Annotated in this window: 20 protein-coding genes and 1 riboswitch; of the genes, 14 read left to right on the top strand and 6 right to left on the bottom strand. The window is 40.7% G+C overall.

The features are described 5' to 3' along the window. Nucleotides 1-42 precede the first annotated feature (42 nt). The 8 genes from ACIGG7_RS11795 (at nucleotide 43) to ptsP (ending at nucleotide 7,587) form a co-directional block, all read left to right on the top strand. Nucleotides 43-981 (top strand): AAA family ATPase, encoded by a 939-nt coding sequence (locus ACIGG7_RS11795; protein WP_397549858.1) that lies wholly within the window; start codon nucleotides 43-45, stop codon nucleotides 979-981. Beyond that, nucleotides 981-2,174, top strand: coding sequence for a DUF58 domain-containing protein (locus ACIGG7_RS11790; RefSeq protein ID WP_397549857.1), 1,194 nt, complete (start codon nucleotides 981-983; stop codon nucleotides 2,172-2,174). The genes ACIGG7_RS11795 and ACIGG7_RS11790 overlap by 1 nt, the downstream gene beginning before the upstream one ends. Then, nucleotides 2,144-3,409: a hypothetical protein gene (locus tag ACIGG7_RS11785; protein WP_397549856.1), complete on the top strand. Its 1,266-nt coding sequence runs from the start codon at nucleotides 2,144-2,146 to the stop codon at nucleotides 3,407-3,409. Before ACIGG7_RS11790 ends, ACIGG7_RS11785 begins: the two co-directional genes overlap by 31 nt. A gap of 101 nt (nucleotides 3,410-3,510) precedes the next feature. Continuing rightward, nucleotides 3,511-4,125 carry an ABC transporter ATP-binding protein gene (locus ACIGG7_RS11780; RefSeq protein WP_397549855.1) on the top strand — a complete coding sequence of 205 codons (615 nt, stop codon included), beginning with the start codon at nucleotides 3,511-3,513 and terminating at the stop codon, nucleotides 4,123-4,125. 11 nt (nucleotides 4,126-4,136) lie between these two features. Beyond that, on the top strand, nucleotides 4,137-4,931 hold the full coding sequence (locus ACIGG7_RS11775; protein WP_224941437.1) for an ABC transporter permease: 795 nt from the start codon (nucleotides 4,137-4,139) through the stop codon (nucleotides 4,929-4,931). 84 nt (nucleotides 4,932-5,015) lie between these two features. Continuing rightward, the gene (locus tag ACIGG7_RS11770) at nucleotides 5,016-5,279 is read left to right on the top strand and encodes a hypothetical protein (protein WP_224941436.1); all 264 of its coding nucleotides are present in this window, start codon (nucleotides 5,016-5,018) and stop codon (nucleotides 5,277-5,279) included. A gap of 320 nt (nucleotides 5,280-5,599) precedes the next feature. Further along, nucleotides 5,600-5,866 (top strand): phosphocarrier protein HPr, encoded by a 267-nt coding sequence (locus tag ACIGG7_RS11765; protein ID WP_034756145.1) that lies wholly within the window; start codon nucleotides 5,600-5,602, stop codon nucleotides 5,864-5,866. Further along, nucleotides 5,866-7,587 carry a phosphoenolpyruvate--protein phosphotransferase gene (gene ptsP / locus ACIGG7_RS11760; RefSeq protein WP_224941435.1) on the top strand — a complete coding sequence of 574 codons (1,722 nt, stop codon included), beginning with the start codon at nucleotides 5,866-5,868 and terminating at the stop codon, nucleotides 7,585-7,587. The genes ACIGG7_RS11765 and ptsP overlap by 1 nt, the downstream gene beginning before the upstream one ends. A gap of 170 nt (nucleotides 7,588-7,757) precedes the next feature. Here the strand turns inward: ptsP and ACIGG7_RS11755 are convergent, their stop codons facing one another. Beyond that, nucleotides 7,758-8,420, bottom strand: coding sequence for a GNAT family N-acetyltransferase (locus ACIGG7_RS11755; protein WP_397549854.1), 663 nt, complete (start codon nucleotides 8,418-8,420; stop codon nucleotides 7,758-7,760). Nucleotides 8,421-8,807: 387 nt separating this feature from the next. On the opposite strand from ACIGG7_RS11755, the gene ACIGG7_RS11750 reads away from it, so the two are divergent. After that, nucleotides 8,808-8,987, top strand: coding sequence for a hypothetical protein (locus ACIGG7_RS11750; RefSeq protein ID WP_397550056.1), 180 nt, complete (start codon nucleotides 8,808-8,810; stop codon nucleotides 8,985-8,987). Between the two features lie 43 nt (nucleotides 8,988-9,030). Here the strand turns inward: ACIGG7_RS11750 and ACIGG7_RS11745 are convergent, their stop codons facing one another. Continuing rightward, nucleotides 9,031-10,182, bottom strand: coding sequence for an aminotransferase A (locus ACIGG7_RS11745; RefSeq protein ID WP_397549853.1), 1,152 nt, complete (start codon nucleotides 10,180-10,182; stop codon nucleotides 9,031-9,033). 129 nt (nucleotides 10,183-10,311) lie between these two features. On the opposite strand from ACIGG7_RS11745, the gene corA reads away from it, so the two are divergent. Further along, nucleotides 10,312-11,307 carry a magnesium/cobalt transporter CorA gene (gene corA / locus ACIGG7_RS11740; RefSeq protein ID WP_224941431.1) on the top strand — a complete coding sequence of 332 codons (996 nt, stop codon included), beginning with the start codon at nucleotides 10,312-10,314 and terminating at the stop codon, nucleotides 11,305-11,307. A gap of 49 nt (nucleotides 11,308-11,356) precedes the next feature. Here corA and ACIGG7_RS11735 read toward each other — a convergent pair whose 3' ends face one another. Beyond that, nucleotides 11,357-11,944, bottom strand: coding sequence for an HD domain-containing protein (locus ACIGG7_RS11735; RefSeq protein ID WP_397549852.1), 588 nt, complete (start codon nucleotides 11,942-11,944; stop codon nucleotides 11,357-11,359). A 170-nt stretch (nucleotides 11,945-12,114) separates the two neighbouring features. Beyond that, nucleotides 12,115-12,159: riboswitch (PreQ1 riboswitch) on the top strand. 125 nt (nucleotides 12,160-12,284) lie between these two features. Between ACIGG7_RS11735 and queC the strand changes: the two genes are divergently transcribed. The 3 genes from queC to queE are packed head-to-tail and all read left to right on the top strand — an operon-like array spanning nucleotide 12,285 to nucleotide 14,100. Next, nucleotides 12,285-12,950, top strand: a complete 666-nt coding sequence (gene queC / locus ACIGG7_RS11730; RefSeq protein WP_224941430.1) for a 7-cyano-7-deazaguanine synthase QueC — start codon at nucleotides 12,285-12,287, stop codon at nucleotides 12,948-12,950. Beyond that, entirely contained in the window at nucleotides 12,947-13,381 is a 435-nt protein-coding gene (gene queD, locus ACIGG7_RS11725) for a 6-carboxytetrahydropterin synthase QueD (RefSeq protein WP_397549851.1), read from the top strand. The genes queC and queD overlap by 4 nt, the downstream gene beginning before the upstream one ends. Continuing rightward, nucleotides 13,375-14,100 carry a 7-carboxy-7-deazaguanine synthase QueE gene (queE, locus tag ACIGG7_RS11720; RefSeq protein WP_397550047.1) on the top strand — a complete coding sequence of 242 codons (726 nt, stop codon included), beginning with the start codon at nucleotides 13,375-13,377 and terminating at the stop codon, nucleotides 14,098-14,100. Before queD ends, queE begins: the two co-directional genes overlap by 7 nt. A gap of 53 nt (nucleotides 14,101-14,153) precedes the next feature. Here queE and ACIGG7_RS11715 read toward each other — a convergent pair whose 3' ends face one another. Then, nucleotides 14,154-14,348, bottom strand: a complete 195-nt coding sequence (locus ACIGG7_RS11715) for a hypothetical protein (protein WP_397549850.1) — start codon at nucleotides 14,346-14,348, stop codon at nucleotides 14,154-14,156. 176 nt (nucleotides 14,349-14,524) lie between these two features. Here ACIGG7_RS11715 and ACIGG7_RS11710 point away from each other — a divergent pair, with 176 nt between their 5' ends. Continuing rightward, nucleotides 14,525-15,427, top strand: a complete 903-nt coding sequence (locus ACIGG7_RS11710; RefSeq protein WP_318246417.1) for a chemotaxis protein — start codon at nucleotides 14,525-14,527, stop codon at nucleotides 15,425-15,427. A 77-nt stretch (nucleotides 15,428-15,504) separates the two neighbouring features. On the opposite strand, the gene ACIGG7_RS11705 is transcribed toward ACIGG7_RS11710, so the two are convergent. Then, nucleotides 15,505-15,972 (bottom strand): YkyB family protein, encoded by a 468-nt coding sequence (locus ACIGG7_RS11705; protein WP_224941425.1) that lies wholly within the window; start codon nucleotides 15,970-15,972, stop codon nucleotides 15,505-15,507. Nucleotides 15,973-16,165: 193 nt separating this feature from the next. Next, nucleotides 16,166-16,453 (bottom strand): hypothetical protein, encoded by a 288-nt coding sequence (locus tag ACIGG7_RS11700; RefSeq protein ID WP_397549849.1) that lies wholly within the window; start codon nucleotides 16,451-16,453, stop codon nucleotides 16,166-16,168. Nucleotides 16,454-16,547 lie beyond the last annotated feature (94 nt).

Genomic DNA, 16,547 nt, shown 5'->3' with positions numbered 1-16,547 from the left:
TTAATCAAATTGTAAAATGAATGTAAAATAGGGGGAAAAAGAATGAATGGACTGGATTTGATAAAGAAAGAAATGAATAAAGTGTTAGTGGGAAAAGACAAAGAGATTGACCTCTTGATGATTGCCTTACTTCAAGAAGGACATGTTCTCCTTGAGAGTGTGCCGGGAACGGGTAAGACTTTGCTCGCCAAAACATTCAGTCAATGCATTGAAGGAGCTTTCAAAAGAATTCAATTTACACCAGACGTGTTACCCAGTGATGTAACGGGTATACAGTTTTTCAATCCTAAAACGCAAGAATTTGAACTAAGAACGGGACCTGTTGTCACGAACGTTTTACTGGCAGATGAAATTAACAGGGCTACACCAAGAACCCAGGCCAGTCTACTGGAAGTGATGGAAGAAAGGCAGATTACTATAGACGGAGAAACCGTTCCGTTATCCCCCCCTTTCATCGTGGTGGCGACCCAGAATCCCATTGAATCTCAGCAGGGGACATTTCCGCTGCCGGCTGCGCAGTTGGATCGCTTCTTATTGAAGATTCCGTTTACATATCCGTCCTTCGAAGAAGAGAGAGGAATATTGAACCGCTTTAAAGCGGAGGAACCGCTGAATACAGTGAAAAAAGTAATGGGAATGGATGAACTGCAATCACTGACCCGACTTGTCAAAGAAGTGCACGTATCAGGGGATATTGAAACGTATATCCTTCAAATTACGAGGGGCACACGGGAACATGAATGGGTGGAAGTAGGTGCAAGTCCACGTGCCAGCCTAGCACTTCTTAAGGCTGCCCAGGCGCAGGCATTTATTGAAGGCAGGGATTTTGTTAGGCCGCAGGATATTGCAGCGGTTGCCCCATATGTTTTACAGCATCGCATCCAATTAATGATAGAGTCTTCCTTAACGAGAACAACAGAGGAAGTCATTGAACAAATAGTTCAAATGGCCATTACACCTGTTGAAGCGGGGCAAGCTTAGTGAAGTGGAAACGAGACATAGTTGAAGATCCATATATATCCATGACTCTAGTTCTTCTTGTCATTGTCGGATCCGCAAGTTTTTATGTGCAATCCTTTGTTGGGTTTGGCATATTTTTATTGATGATCCTTTATTTCAAGGTACATCAATGGTATCTATTAAACGTTGGTGAAGGTGTGACCATCGGAAGAACCATGAGAAGAATAAGGCTGCATTGTGATGAGGAGCAAAAGTGGGAATTTCAGATTCAGAATAAAGGGATGTCCATATGGGGGGCGACGTTAAAAATCACGTTTAAAGATATTGTCATTCCGACCATGCACCCATATACATCAGACGTGGGTGACAGTATTGAAGTTTCCATCCCTTTTTCGCTCCGTAAAGACGATAAAGGAACCATTTCTATACCGGTTATGGGAAAGAGGAGGGGCTTATGCAAGGTTACTAAAATGCAGTTGGAAATCCCTCACTTATTCGGAAGCGGAAAAGTAATCCTGGATTTACTTGATCATGTCCCATCGACCATCATTGTATTTCCTGCGAATTCCCCTGTTAAAATGGCAGAACAACAGCTTACTTGGAGACAGGGGGATGTGCCAATCCAACATTCATTATTTCATGATGTATTTCATCAAGTTGGTACCAGGGACTATATTCAAGGCGATCGGTTCCAGGACGTTCATTGGAAAGCAACGGCCCGTACTGGAAGCCTTCAAACAAAGATCTATGCGCCTTCCACCCAGAAAGAGTGGATGATAGCCATTAATATTTCCGATCGCTACGCCATCACAAATCATCTGGAAGATTTGATTAAATATACATCATTCATGATGCAGCTTGCGGTTGAACAAAACATTTCGTTCTCCCTTGTGTTAAACGTGAGATCCCAAGGCCGGACACCGTATTATTACCTCCCGCCGGGATCAGGAAGGGCTCACAGGCAAAGGGGTATGGAGCTCCTTTCTACTCTATCGACAGATGAGTTTACGATACCTTTCCATATTGTACTCAAACATTTATATCTACGACAATTAGTTCCTTCCGTCTTTATCGTAGGAGGTGTCATTGAGAAGAGAGAAGAAGCTTTGTTAATGAATATTGAGAAACAGAAAATACAAGTTTATAAGTTGAACATAGAACAAAAACAAGGAGTCGTCACATTATGGAATCGTTCGTTGAAAGTCCCTTCCTGACCAAACATAAACAAATGCTCCTGGTGAAATTGGGGATGTTGGTGGGAGTTGATGTTTTATTCGCCCTGTTGGCCATCACATTCCTATATCCGAAAGACGTAATCCTAAGCAGTTATATTCCGGCACTTTGTATGGTTTTTGTCATCGTACTGTCCTTTACCGCATTTGGCATGATGAAACAATCTATGAAAAAACTATTGCTGGTGGCTCTTTTACTTTCTCTATGCTTAAGTATCTTTTTCTTCTCTGCTTCATGGTGGGTGATTTTATCTATACTGACTTTTTTACATTGGAGGATCACATCTTATATTGAGAGTAATGAAACAGCCATCGAAGTGAGCAGCGGGTCAGTACTGATATTTTTATTTATTGCATCGGCATCATTATTAACCGGCCCAATGAGAGATATGGATAATACGTATATCATCTACTGCCTGTTGTTTGTCTTATTTTCAATGATCATCACGTTGACACCTATTCAAAGGATGATCACCGATGTGAAACGAGGAAATGAAAAAGTGCTTTTGAAACCAATGGGGCTTTGGGTGTTAGTGGCAATAGCGGGAGGCCTACTTGCATTTGTAAGCTTCTTGGGAAGCAGAGTGCTCTACTGGGGGGCGGAAAAAGGATTCTGGCTAGTTTCATTCATGGTGAATCCAATATTTGAACAATTGATCAAACTAAGAGATATGATTATGAACATGTTTTCGGATGATGCCCAAAAGGGGACGGGAAGTGAAGTTCAAAAGCAAGCAATTGATCAAAGTCAGGCTTTAGATCCTAGCCAAGGATTATCTTTTTCTTGGTTGAACGAGGTACTGTTGGGTTTATTGGTCTTATTTGTGATCATTTACTTGGTAAAGAAACGAAAAGCGTCCCTTTATTTGTCGGATAGTGAGGTACATTCTACTACCATGACAACCCAAAAAATCTTGACTCCTGTTGAAGAGGATGAAAAAGCGGGTATCTCATATTCCAAAGCAAGAGATGTAATCCGCCTATCGATGGAAAAGCTGGAAGAGGAATCCCTTATGAGTGAAGCAGGAAGATATCCGAATGAAAATGTTCAATTGTGGTTCAATAGAATCGGGCTCAGTGGAACGGAACGATTTTTTTCTATTTATGAACGGGTAAGATATGGTCAATTCATACCCGCTCAGGATGAAGTCGATTACTTTACGGAAAAGATAAAGATTTACAGGGATAAGTTAAAAGAAAGAATGGCAAAAGAATAGAACAATAGAAGAAGCTGATGAATACAGGAATGGTCATCCTGTCATCAGCTTCTTTAATTTTTTCTCCCTATGGGTATGATAAAGATGAGGAGGTGTTGTTCATGTTATTTGAATTAAGGGACGTGCATTTTAAAGATATCTTACATATTGACAGTATGGAAATTTCCGAACTCATAACAACCTGCCTGGTCGGGGAAAGTGGTGCCGGAAAGTCCACTCTATTGAAACTATTGAATAAAATGAATATACCCGATAGGGGACATGTTCTTTATAAGGGGAAACCGTTACAGGATGTCGATTCCGTCATGCACAGGAGAGAAGCCGTCATGATTTCTCAAACCCCTCTATTATTCGGTGCAACAGTAGAGGAAAATCTTCAAAAAGGCCTTGTATTCTCAGAGAAGCCCCTGGCAGGGAGAGAGGATCTCATCAATATATTAAAGGTCGTTAAACTCGATAAACCTCTGGATACCCCTTCAGATCAGCTCTCAGGCGGAGAAAGACAAAGGTTGTCCCTAGGCCGCGTATTATTGATGGAGGCGGTCGTCTATTTATTGGATGAACCCACATCGGCTCTTGACGAAGAAACAGAAATCGAAGTGATGAAAAGCTTTATTGAGTGTGCAAAAGGGCATGGTGGAACCATCATTATGGTGACTCATTCTACTAATGTGGCTGAGCAATATGGGGAAGATATCATTACGATTTCAAAATAAGGGAGGAGGGAATGAAATTGGAAAAAGGAATCATTGATATTGAATTATGGAGATTCATAGCAGCCTATGCATTTGTTCTTCTCTTACTGTTCATCGTGAAATGGCGAGGGGTGTCAAGGGAAAAACAAATCATACTCGCTTCCTTTCGGATGACAATTCAATTGATTATCGCCGGGTACATACTTACATATATTTTTGATCATCCCAGCCCGCTGCTTACCTTGAGTATCATCTTGATAATGGAGGCTTTTGCCATTATGAATGTCTTTAAGCAGGTTAGGTATGGAATGGATATAAAACTGAAGGGGGTTGCCGCGTTCTCTTTATTCATAGGGACGCTTGCTTGCCTTTTTTACTTTAATATGGTCGTTATCCATTTTTCTCCATGGTATGAGCCGAGATACTTCATTCCTATTGCAGGGATGATTGTTGGGAATTCGATGACGGGTATTACACTCGGCATCAATACTCTATTAGGAGGACTAAAAGACCATAGAGAGAAAGTTGAGGGAGCTTTGATGCTGGGGGCAACCCCGAAAGCAGCCTCCAAGACCTATGTCGATAACGCTTTTGATTCTGCGATCCTTCCTACTCTTAATAATATGCTCGGAATGGGTATCATTTTTTTACCGGGGATGATGACTGGTCAGATTCTTTCGGGAATTAGTCCCCTGGTGGCCATTGAATATCAGATCGCCATCTTATTAGGCATTGTTGGAAGTGTCGCACTCACTGTAATCCTGTTCATCCTGCTGGGGTATAAGCAATTGTTTACAAAGGAAGCGCAATTGAATATTCAGCCATGATTGTTACAGAGCTACCCGTTCTAATCTAGTTTTTCCGTCATATGATAGAAAAAGGAAAGATTGCTTGGAAGGGGAGAGTACCATATGAAATATGAAACAGAACAGGCCCTGAGAGTAAAGAGCCTGGCTATGGATGTAATGGAAGAGTTGATGAAAGGTGATAGTAACAAAAGCGTCCAAGAATTGAAGCAGCTCTCAGAATTGTTTTCCCGCTGTATATGTGATTTGGTGAATGTGTATACTAACACCTCGGAAGATCACGAAATGACCTTGAAAGGAACCGTAATCAAGGCGAAAATCGGCTATAACCTCATGAAGGCAAAATCCCACACGGTAGAAAAAGAATAGTATTGATATAAAGAAACTGACTCATACTAATGATTCCATCGCATGTGTGTGATGGAGTCTAAGATGGTCGGTTTTTTCTTTAGTGCATGACAGGAAAACCTCATATTTTACATAATTAGGGTCATAACAGTGGCAAATTTATGAAATACTAAAAAAATCAAGCTTTACAATTGTGTATATCCTCATTGCATGCTATTCTTTTTTATTGAACAGCTTTATAGGAACAATGGATTAATCACTAGAAATAGTTGACGTTTTCTTCATAATCCATTACTTTTATGAAGCAACCAAAAACAAGATAATTGAAGGAGTCGATTCACATGGCACAAAAAACATTTACAGTTACAGCTGAAACAGGAATTCACGCTCGCCCGGCAACTCTATTAGTTCAAACGGCAAGCAAATTCGACAGCGATGTACATCTAGAATACAAAGAAAAGAAAGTAAACTTAAAATCAATCATGGGTGTTATGTCTTTAGGTGTTGGTAAAGGTGCAGAAATCACAATCATTACTGAAGGTAGTGACGAAGAAGAAGCGTTAAACAGCTTGCAAGAAACATTGAACAAAGAAGGTTTAGCTGAGTAATGTCGAGTCTGTTAAAAGGAATTGCGGCATCAAATGGCATTGCCATTGCGAAAGCGTATCGTTTGGTTGAACCTGACTTAAGCTTTGAAAAGAAAAGCGTAGCCAATGCTGAAGAGGAAGTGACACGCTTCCAGGAAGCCATTGCGACGTCAAAATCAGAGCTTGAAGCGATCCGTGATAAAGCTAGAGAAGATTTAGGTGAAGATAAAGCTCAAATCTTTGAAGCGCATCTTCTTGTCTTAAGCGATCCAGAACTACTGACACCAATCGAAGACAAAGTTAAATCAGAAAATGTAAACGCTGAATTTGCACTTAAAGAAACAGCGGATATGTTCGTTTCCATGTTCGAATCCATGGACAATGAGTACATGAAAGAACGCGCAGCGGATATCCGTGATGTGACGAAACGCGTCCTTTCACATCTCCTGGGCGTACAGATTGCCAATCCAAGCATGGTAACAGAAGAAGTGATTGTGATTGCTGAGGATCTAACTCCTTCAGACACGGCACAATTGAACCGCGAATTCGTTAAAGGATTTACAACAGATATCGGTGGAAGAACTTCACACTCGGCCATCATGGCCCGTTCAATGGAGATTCCAGCGGTAGTGGGTACTAAATCCATTACGTCCTCTGTTGAAAATGGTGATATGATCATCGTTGACGGATTAAATGGGGAAGTACATATTAATCCGACACCGGAAGTCATCGAACAGTATAAGAAAGAACATGCCCGATATGAAGAACAAAAAGCTGAATGGGCAAAGCTTGTAAACGAACCGACCGTTTCCAAGGATGGGGAGCATGTTGAACTGGCTGCCAATATTGGGACACCGAAGGACTTAGAAGGAGTCATCAATCACGGTGGAGAAGGTGTAGGACTGTATCGTACAGAATTCCTATATATGGGTCGTGACGAGTTACCGTCTGAAGACGAACAATACGAAGCATATAAAGCTGTATTAGAAGGCATGGACGGGAAGCCTGTCGTGGTACGTACTCTTGACATCGGCGGGGATAAGGAGCTACCTTACTTAAATCTGCCAAAAGAAATGAATCCGTTCCTAGGATACCGTGCGATCCGTCTTTGTTTAGATGAGCAGGATATCTTCCGTACCCAGCTCAGAGCGTTATTAAAGGCAAGCCCGTTCGGAAACCTTAAGATCATGTTCCCGATGATTTCAAATCTCCAAGAATTCAGGGACGCGAAAGCCATCCTTGAAGAAGAGAAAAATGCTCTTCTTGAAAACGGAACAAACGTCGCGGATCATATTGAAGTTGGAATCATGGTTGAAATCCCTTCGACTGCTGTCATGGCGGATGTTTTCGCCAAGGAAGTTGATTTCTTCTCGATTGGAACCAATGATCTGATTCAGTATACAATGGCTGCCGACCGCATGAACGAGCGCGTTTCCTACTTATATCAACCGTACAATCCTGCCATCTTACGTTTGGTGAAAATGGTGATTGACGCGGCTCATAAAGAAGGAAAATGGGCTGGTATGTGTGGAGAAATGGCTGGCGATGAGATCGCTGTTCCAATCCTTCTCGGCTTAGGTTTGGATGAGTTCTCCATGAGTGCTACTTCCATCCTGCGTGCACGTTCTCAAATCCGTCAGTTGGACCGTGCTCAAATGAAAGAGCTGGCTGAACAAGCACTGCAACTTGACACCAATGATGCGGTTATTTCACTCGTGAAAAAAGCAACATCAATGGAATAAATAAAGTTTAGATGGAGGAAATGAGGGTATTGTACTTATGAAGAATAAGGACAAGGCACACCCTTTGGGCCTTTTATTCTCATTTCCCCCTTTTTCGTGGATTGAAGGAGCTGATTGTTCTTTCAATCCTTTTTTTAATGATAAAAAGAGAAAATAGATGGTTTCACCGATCATTTAAAAGGGTTTTTCCATTCCATCAAAATGCCGTAATCGCACGATTCCTCGTCTTCAAGATAGCCCTTGATTGCTCGCAAGGGTGTGCGACCCGTTTGCAATAGAAACGTGATGACAGGGTCTTTGTATTCACCGCACGTCAGTTTCTTGATATATTCTTCAATCGGGATGGTTTTGGCGACTTTATGATAAGTGGGAATGCGACCGCCACCAAGTAAGCGGTCCAATTGTAAATGGACGACAATTTCATACATGGCATCCATCAGTACCTTCCCTAACTTAAATCCCCTGTAGTCAGGTTCGATGCATAAATCCACGATATATAAAGTATTTCCATTGTTATTATGATTTCTAATAAACCCGTGATCGGTCATTTCTTCCCATGTATGATGGGGATCTGAAGGATTGAAATCCACAATCAGACTCGTCATGCTACCCACCACTTTTCCGTCCACTTCCACACATATAGATCCTAATGGGAAATGTAATACATGCTGGATAAGTTGATCCTTACTCCACCATAGATCTGAGGGGAAAGGTGGGGGAAATGCTTTTTTTTGGATTGAAATCAGGGCATCAAAATCATCTTCCGTATAATTTCTGATAACGGCTTTGTGTATATGTTCATCCTTGAAGACATACTGTTCTTTCATATACATAGCAAAACCTCTTTTCCCAGGATTCCCTCGTTTATTATACTTCATGAAAGCGCTTTTTTAAAGTGTTTTACTAAAATAACTTTTTGGCACTAATCAAAAAACAATCACAAATTTAAGGGTAATATCATTTTTAAAAAAGTTTATAAAAAAAGAATAAAAAAATGGTTTATCAATCAGAAAAGCGGGTATTCTATAACTAAGCATGAAATTGGAGATTAATTTCTCACTAACACCCCCTTTTCCTTTTTTTTGAACTAACTCAGTTATCTGTGTTGGTTCTTTTTTTTGTCTAAAATATGTCCTATGAATAGTACGTCAGCTGAAGTCGGATAATAATTATATGCTGAGCTGACAAAGGTTCAGCACAACAGATGAAGGGGTGAATGGATGATGGCCAAAAGGACAAATAAAAATGATCCACAACAAAAAAATAAAAAAGGATTCGATTCTTCAAAAATCAATGAGGAATTTGCCCACGAAATAGGAAGCGCGGCTACAAATAAAATTCACAAAGACAAAGCTAAAAAAGAAAAAGCATCAAAAAACAATGGTGAATATAAAAATTAATATAGAAGAGGGACGGACCTTGAAACAAGGTTCGTCCCTCTCATTATGATTGGATAAAGGATTGAATCCGGTTGAGTCCTTCTTTCAGTTGATCCATGGAGCAGGCATAGGATAGGCGGAAGAATCCCTCACCAAGTGGGGAAAAGGCGTCTCCCGGAACCACAGCCACTTTTTTCTCCTGGGCAAGGGCCAGGGAGAATTCGAATGAGTTCAATGGGATGTTGTCAGGGATTTTCACAAAGAAATAGAAAGCACCATGGGGTTTGACCAATCCCTTAAAGCCCATTTCCACTAGTCGTTCATATACGTAGTCCCTTCGTGTCTTGTATTCGGACTTCATCTCGCAAGCATCGTCTTTCCCGGCCGTTAGAGCTTCATAGGCAGCCTTTTGAGAGATGGAAGATGCACAGGATACATTGTATTGGTGTACTTTCAAAAGATGTTTGGAAATGGACTCAGGAGCAAAGATAAGGCCAATCCGCCATCCTGTCATGCTATGTGACTTTGATAAACCGTTCACCACGATGGTTTGTTCTCTTAAATATTCAGCAATGGAATAGTGTGGCTCGTCAAAGGTTAGTTCACTATAAATTTCATCAGCCAATACAAAGATGTCACGACTCTTAAGGAGATCCGCGATCTCTTTCAGTTCTTCCTTAGTTAAGCTGACCCCCGTTGGATTAGAGGGATAAGGAAGGATGATGCATTTGGTGGATGGGGTTAAATGTGCCTCGATGAGAGCGGCATCCAATTTGAATTCGTTTTGCGTAATATCAATATGGACCGGATTTGCTCCACATAATTTGATGATAGGCTCGTATCCCGGATATACGGGCCCTGGAAGGAGACAATCGTCTCCTCTGCATAAAATCGTCCGAAGAATCACATCGATTCCCTGGGATGCACCATTTGTGACAATGACCTCTGTTAAAGGGTCATATTGCAATCGATATTTCTCTTTAACGAATGAACAAGCTGCCTTGCGTAACTCGAGAAATCCTGCGTTGTGCGTATAAGAAGTGAAATTATCATCAATGGCTGCTTTCCCTGCATCCTTAATATGTTGTGGGGTAGGAAAGTCAGGCTGGCCGATTGTAAGGGAAATCATGCCGTCGATATCGGCCACCATGTTGAAAAATTTTCGTATACCAGAAATTTGGATGTCCCTAACCAGGGGATTGATATGCTGTTCCAATATGTACACCTACTTTAGTAATTTGATTCATATTCTAACACTAATTCATACTTTTCTATAAGGGTTTTGTTTGAAGGAAGGAGAAAAAGGGAATTGATAAATTGAAATAAGTCAGGTAGGGAGATCCATATGATACGAACAAGTGTAATCATGGAAAATGGGGAAATACAAAGTGATGTTCCCTTATCAAGAATAAAAGAAAAAGACGTAAAATGGTACTGGGTGGATTTTTCTGAGCCTACAGGGAAGGATGTACGGTTACTTAAACTGTATTTTCGATTTCATCCCCTCGCAATAGAGGATTGTTTGGACGATTTCAGTCAACGTCCAAAGCTCGATTTCTATGATCAATACATATTTGTCCTTATGCACGGAGTCAATCCAAAAAGCCTTGATTCCCATGAAGTAAATATGTTCGTGAATTCGAGGTTTATCGTGACGTTTCATAAAGAGCCTGTCCAAGCGATAAATCAATTATGGGGGAAAATGAAGGAAGAAGGGGAACAGCTTAGTCCCTTTAAGATCATGCATGGAATTGTAGACCGACTTGTGGATGATTACTTCCCCCTTGTCTATAAGATTGAAGATCGCCTCAATACGACCGAGGATAATACAAATGAAGAAGCCGACAGTGACCTTATGGATGAATTATTCGATATTCGTCACGATATGTCAAAACTCAGGAGAACCCTTGTACCGATGAGGGATCTTTTATACCGGATCAGTAACTCCGGAAGGTTAAATTCATTGAAGGAAGAACAATTATATTTCAATGATGTATATGATCATTTGATCAAACTGGTAGAAATGCTTGAGTCTTACAGGGAATTTTCATCCGATATACGTGATAATTACCTTTCAATCAATTCGGATAAAATGAATAACATCATGATGACCCTGACAGTCATCACGACGATCTTCATGCCCCTTACGTTTATTGCAGGGTTATACGGAATGAACTTTGTCTACATGCCTGAACTGGATGAGCGAAGTGGGTATTTTATCGTTCTCATGGTCATGGGGATTATCGCACTCATTATGTTCGGTTTCTTTATGAAAATAGGGTGGCTCAGATTCGGCACAAAAAGGCGCAAAAAGCGTAGAAGGCTGCTTCGTCTGAAATAATCAATAATAATCAGGTATTCCATGTGGAATACCTGATTATTATTGATAACTATTCCTTCAGAAGCCATCCTTTTTCAATGCCCATTCCAACCCATTCATTTATCTGTGAATATATTGTGGGGGAGGCAGCCTTTATCCATTCATTTCGGTTTAACACCTGGTGAGCATAAATGTTATGCTCCATCCATGATTTTCCTTCAGTAGAAATATTCAAGAGAAGAGGCTGAATATGGTCAATGATTGATGCATAAAGAGCTTCATTTGTTTTACCTTCCTCGAATTCCTCCCATAGAGACCTATATTTGGTTCTTGCTCCTTCAGGGAGGAGTCCAAAGATTCTCTCGGCAGCACGTACTTCCCTTTCATGCTTGTCCTCATACCCATTTACATCAAAAGCGTACGTATCTCCTGCATCGATTTCCACAATATCATGAAGAAGCAGCATCTGAATGGATGTGAACAGATCTGTTTCGTTTTTTCGTTCAAACACTTCAAATAAAGTCATGGCCATCACACATACATGCCAGGAATGCTCGCCGCTATTTTCTCTTCGGCTCCCATCGCTTACGTACGTTCGACGCTCGATTGTTTTCAGTTTATCCACTTCTTTGATGAATTTCATCATTTCTTCCAGCATGATGTACCCTCCAAGAATTTGTATTCCTTTTTATTATGGGGAGGGATCGTGAATTCTGCAACTTTTCCATGATTGCCATCAGATAAATTTGGTTCAAAATGTAGATTTTTTTGTGAAAAAACGTTATATTGGTTGAGGACAATAGAAGAAGAATTGGGATAAATGACGATTCCCGAGAGGTTCTAGCACAACCCTCTATAAAAAACTAAGGAAAACGACATCCTTAGGTGTCGTTATTTTTTGTTAGTGGCGGTTTTAATGCCGGAATTATAGAGTCTTACAGAATCTCTTTCTTCTTTTCATGGCAAAAGAGCCTGTAGTAAAGAAAGGAGAACCATATATGAACACAGAAAAAGCGTTAGTGGTTTTCAGCGGAGGTCAAGATAGCACCACGTGTTTATTTTGGGCAAAGAAAGCATTTAAAGAAGTAGAAGCTGTGACATTTAACTATGGTCAGAGACATGTTGCGGAACTGGACTGTGCACGAGAGATTGCAGAGGATCTGAATGTGCCTCACCATGTATTGGATATGAGTTTATTGAATCAACTGGCACCGAGTGCATTGACAAGAGTGGATGAAGATATTACCCAAAAGGACGGGGAATTACCTTCGACCTTTGTTCCAGGAAGGAACCTATTATTCTTGTCATTCGCAGGGATTCTGGCAAAGCAGATCGGAGCGAAACATATCGTAACGGGTGTATGTGAAACGGATTTTAGCGGCTATCCTGACTGCAGGGACATTTTCGTAAAATCCTTGAATGTATCCCTCAATCTTTCTATGGATGAGCAATTTGTGATTCATACACCGCTTATGTGGATCAATAAGGCACAGACGTGGGAAATGGCCGACAATTTAGGAGCTTTTCAATATATTCAGGACAATACCCTTACGTGCTATAACGGACTGAAAGGCAGCGGTTGTGGCGAATGCCCAGCATGTGAACTTAGACAAAAGGGACTTGAAGAATATGTGAATGATAAAAAAGGAGGAGAGGGCCTATGATTCAACAGATTTATCCTACTCCTGACCATCACTATGAGTTTGAATTAAACAAAGACATGCATTTTGCAGCGGCTCACCATATTCCACATGTAGATGCAGGAAGTTGCCAAAATGTTCATGGACATACGTACTTTGCCAATATTACCATCGGTGGGGACCAGCTCGATGACTCTGGATTCCTCATTAATTTTCAACACATAAAAAAACTGATTCACAAACGATTCGATCACTCCCTGATAAATGAGGATGATATGTTTACCTCCAATTCAGGCATGGAATTTCCTACAACTGAAGTGATGGCAAAAGTCATGTGGGAAATCATTCAGTCGCATTTAGACACGCTTCCTCACCAGCCAAAGTGTCTTCAGGTGTTTTTAAGAGAGACACCCACAAGTTATGTCATATACAGACCAAAGTGGAATCGATCATGAAGAAAATTCCCGTTCTTGAAGTGTTCGGCCCTACCATTCAAGGGGAGGGAATGGTCATCGGCCAAAAAACGATGTTTGTCCGGACTGCCGGTTGTGATTACAGCTGTGCCTGGTGTGATTCAGCCTTTACATGGGATGGATCTGCAAAAGAGGACATAGAGCTTTTGTCTGCTGAAGATGTGTGGAATAGACTAAAGGACATTGGTGGAAATCGTTTTTCACATGTAACGATTTCCGGTGGGAACCCTGCGCTATTAGCCAACCTGAAGGAGCTTATCGACATATTAAGTGAAAATGGTATTGAATCTGCTCTTGAAACTCAAGGAAGCAGATGGCAGGATTGGTTTTATGATATTAGTGACCTGACCCTCTCTCCGAAACCGCCAAGTTCGGGGATGGATACCGACTATGAGAAGCTTGACCTGATCGTTAACCGATTATCTGAGAATTCTTCACAGTTCAGCTTAAAAGTGGTTGTCTTTAATGATCGTGATCTGGAATATGCCACAGGCATCCATCATCGATATCCACATGTCCCATTCTATATCCAAACAGGAAATCCTTCAGTTTCCGAAGGGGATACAGACAAGCTGGTATCTGATTTGCTCTTGGATTATGAAACACTTATTGAAAAAGTATGTGAAAGAGAAGAATTAAATAATGTACGCGTCCTGCCTCAGCTCCATACTCTTGTATGGGGGAATAAGCGGGGGGTATAGATAGAAAAGCGATTGATAGGAACATGATCAATCGCTTTTTTTTATTTGTATAATCAAGAACGTGAATCATCATTGCTTTGATTACGGCTTTTTTGCCCTTCTATATAGGAAAGTTCATCAGGTTCATCTTTACCGTCCGCGTTCTTTCCAAGAGCAATCACGGGCATGGTGTTCTGTGCAGGGAGAATGTGGTCAGTAATATCGTCAAAATCAGGCATGCTCTTATTTTCAACATTTCTTCGATCCATTATTTTAACACCTCCTATATTTAGTATGTATAGGTGTGGCGATAATAATCAATGAGAATCATTTACCGCAAAGTATCATGGAATAGAGTGGATTTTTTCATTTGTTCCTGTAAAGAAGTTGGGTAAATGTTCGATATAAAAAGGGATGGCAATAATGTATGGAAGGAAGAAGTCAATTGAAACAATCAAATGGAATACTTCTAGAGAGTGGAACAAATGAACTCGAGATTGTTGAATTCGAGGTTGGACATAATAAATTCGGAATCAATGTGATAAAAGTAAAGGAAATCATTCAGCCGACGACGGTTATTCCGATTCCCCATTCACATCCCCATGTTAAGGGAATCGTTCAATTGAGGGGAGAGGTTTTACCGGTTGTGGATATGGCAAGAGTGCTTGGAGTGGCAGAAGAAGAAACGTCAAAGTCCAAATACATAGTAGCTGAATTCAACCAACAGAAAGTCATTTTTCATGTTCATAACGTTACCCAGATTCACCGAATTTCATGGAACCAAATCGAAAAGCCTTCCGAAATGTATTCAGGAGTGCATTCAGGAATCATAGGAGTGATTAAACGGAACGAATCCATGATCCTTTTGCTGGATTTTGAGAGTATCATGCTTGAGATCAATCCTGAAACAGGAATTAGAGTAGATCAAGTGAAAAAATTAGGTCCCAGGGAGAGAATGAACAAGAGAATTGTTGCAGCAGAGGATTCTCCCTTACTTCGGAAGCTCCTTCATGACACCCTAAAGGAAGCGGGTTATGAAGATGTGGAGTTTTTTGAAAATGGGGCAGATGCATTTCAATATTTAGAAACACTTGCTGAGGGAAATAAAGGCGTAAAGGAAAGTGTACAACTTGTTTTGACAGATATTGAAATGCCACAAATGGATGGCCATCACTTGACCAAGCGAATTAAGAACCATCCCAAGCTTAAGACGCTGCCCGTCATTATTTTCTCTTCTCTGATCACCAATGATTTAAAACATAAAGGTGAGATGGTGGGAGCGGAAGATCAAATCAGCAAACCAGAAATTGCGGAGCTCATCTTAAAGATTGATCAGTATATTCTCTAAGGATAGAATAAAGGGTTCTGACAAATGTCAAAACCCTTTAAAGAATATACGCGTTACTGTACTAAAATCATAGGGTGTTAAAAGAAGCTGTCGCCCAACTTTTTAAAAACGGGCTTTTGATACTGGCTTTTTCCTGTCTTTCGTATCTGGTCAGAATGATCCGACATTCCTGTATATTTCTCCAGGATTCCTTTTGCCTGCTGTAAACTCATTTTGCATTTAGGATTCCTTGATTGTTGATCGAGTGATCCAAGGTGGGGAAGCTCTTTGAAATCTTCCTTTGTTGGTGGAAGATGAAACGTATATTCTCCACAATCAACCAAAACGTCAGACTGTTGCTGGCTATTCTTTGGGTTTCTAGAGAAGTGGAGTCCAACTTTCTTTGCCTTACCTTCCCGGATCATCTTCATTAAGGCTCGTTTTTTTAAAGAATATAAGTATTTTGGGTTACCTGCTGTTTTCGCATGACGATTCACAGTGAAAATAGCTTGAGAGAGGGTAATGACGGATGTGGAAGAAGGGGTGGATTTACTAGTGTTTCTCAAGTTATTGGCTCCTTTCTAATGTATTCATTCCCATTATAACCCCTTTTCCTTAGATTGGAAAGGTACCGTGGGGAGTTTATCATTTTGGATATAGATTGTTGATTGTAGGTAATTCTGTAGCTTTAGAGGGATAGAGAAGGATAACAACAAAGAGGCTCTACCTAATACAAGCAGAATTAGGCGAGCCTTTTGATTATTTTCCGGGGTATATATTAATATTCTCCGTAAGGTTATACGGTGATGATTGAAAATTGTTACCTCCATAGGGTTGTTGATATCCAGGATAAGGATACCCTCCATAAGGCGGATAAGGTGGGTAGCATGCAGGACCATAACATGGTCTGTTAAAAAGTAATGGACTGATGGCCAATCCCGCTAAGCCACCGGCTAAGAATGGTAGTCCGAAGAATGGGAAGAAGCGCTGATCGCCTCCTCTAAAGGGTTGATAGCTTCTATATGGGTAATATGCGTGTCGATACATAATCGTAAAAAACCTCCTCTCTCTATATTTAGTCTATGGATTATGATTAACCTGTGCGCCTGTCTCATATATATTGGGCGGTGAAAAGGACGAG

Source organism: Rossellomorea sp. NPDC077527 (genome assembly GCF_044542955.1).
Taxonomy (GTDB): Bacteria; Bacillota; Bacilli; order Bacillales; family Bacillaceae_B; genus Rossellomorea; species Rossellomorea aquimaris_E.
The sequence above is the reverse complement of the archived record's forward strand: the minus strand, read 5'-3'. Positions and strand labels throughout refer to the sequence as shown.